1 protein-coding gene and 1 pseudogene are annotated in these 1443 nt (G+C 63.6%); both read left to right on the top strand.

Translation table 11 applies throughout. The annotated features are described in order from the left end of the window. Positions 1–395 (top strand): annotated as a pseudogene (locus EOA27_RS36390) (branched-chain amino acid ABC transporter permease); the annotation flags it as partial. Continuing rightward, positions 395–1443: ABC transporter ATP-binding protein (locus EOA27_RS36385; RefSeq protein ID WP_145970833.1), on the top strand; the 1049-nt coding region annotated here is incomplete at its 3' end. The pseudogene EOA27_RS36390 and the gene EOA27_RS36385, both read left to right, overlap by 1 nt.

Genomic DNA, 1443 nt, shown 5'->3' with positions numbered 1-1443 from the left:
CGGCGTTCGCCACCGGCGCCATGTTCGGCGGCTTTGCCGGCTCGTTCTTCGCAGCCCGCCAGGGTTTCGTCAGCCCTGAATCCTTCGTCTTCCTCGAATCGGCGATCATCCTTGCCATCGTCGTTCTCGGCGGCATGGGTTCGCTGGGCGGCATTGCCGTGGCGGCGCTGGTCATGATCGGCGGCACCGAGATCCTGCGCGAACTTGACTTCCTCAAGGCTGTGTTCGGACCCGACTTCACACCGGAACTCTACCGCATGCTGCTGTTCGGCATGGCCATGGTCATCGTCATGCTGTGGAAGCCGCGCGGCTTCGTCGGCAGTCGAGAACCGACGGCCTTCCTGAAAGAACGAAGAGCGGTCTCGGCGTCCTTCACCAAGGAGGGGCACGGCTGATGAACGCGCAAGCTTCTGCAAACGACTTCATCCTGCAGGTCGAGCATTTGTCGATGAAGTTCGGAGGCCTGGTCGCCATCGGCGACCTGTCCTTCCAGGCCAGGCGCGGCGAGATCACCGCGTTGATCGGACCGAACGGCGCCGGCAAGACAACCGTGTTCAACTGCATCACAGGCTTCTATAAGCCGTCGGAAGGCATGCTGACGCTGAACAGGCGTGACGGCTCGACCTACCTGCTCGAGCGCCTGCCCAACCACGAGATCCCGGCGCGCGCCAAGGTGGCGCGCACTTTCCAGAACATCCGCCTGTTCTCCGGCATGACGCTCTTGGAAAACCTTCTGGTGGCGCAGCACAACAAGCTGATGAAGGCTTCGGGCTATACCTTCCTTGGCCTGTTCGGCTTTCCGAGCTACCGCCAGGCGTCAGCCGAGTCGATCGACCTCGCCAGGCACTGGCTGGAAAAGGCCGACCTTATCGATCGCGCCGACGATCCGGCCGGCGATCTGCCCTACGGCGCGCAGCGGCGCCTGGAAATCGCGCGCGCCATGTGCACAGGGCCGGAGCTTTTGTGCCTGGACGAGCCGGCCGCCGGCCTCAACCCGAAGGAATCGGCGGCGCTGAACGACCTGCTGATGGACATCAAGAACAACACCGGCACGTCTATCCTGCTCATCGAGCACGACATGTCGGTGGTCATGCAGATTTCCGATCACGTCGTGGTGCTCGAATACGGCCGCAAGATTTCCGACGGCAATCCGCAATCGGTCCGTACCGATCCGCGCGTCATCGCCGCCTATCTCGGCGTCGACGACGAAGAGGTCGAGACGGTGCTGACCGAAGTCGGCGACGAGGACGTCATCGAGCAGCTCGATACCGGTCCCGACTCCGCGCATGGCCCAGGCAACTCCGCTTCGATGATGGCGGGACCGGTTTCCGACAGTGTCGAGCACGCGGACGAGGGCGAGCGGGTCACCGTGTCCAAGGTCGCGTCGAAAGCGGCGCAAGTCGACGCCCGCGCCGCTTCGATCGCCAGCAAGCCCCAATCGGC

This window comes from Mesorhizobium sp. M2A.F.Ca.ET.037.01.1.1, assembly GCF_003998075.1.
Lineage (GTDB): Bacteria > Pseudomonadota > Alphaproteobacteria > Rhizobiales > Rhizobiaceae > Mesorhizobium.
The sequence above is the reverse complement of the archived record's forward strand: the minus strand, read 5'-3'. Positions and strand labels throughout refer to the sequence as shown.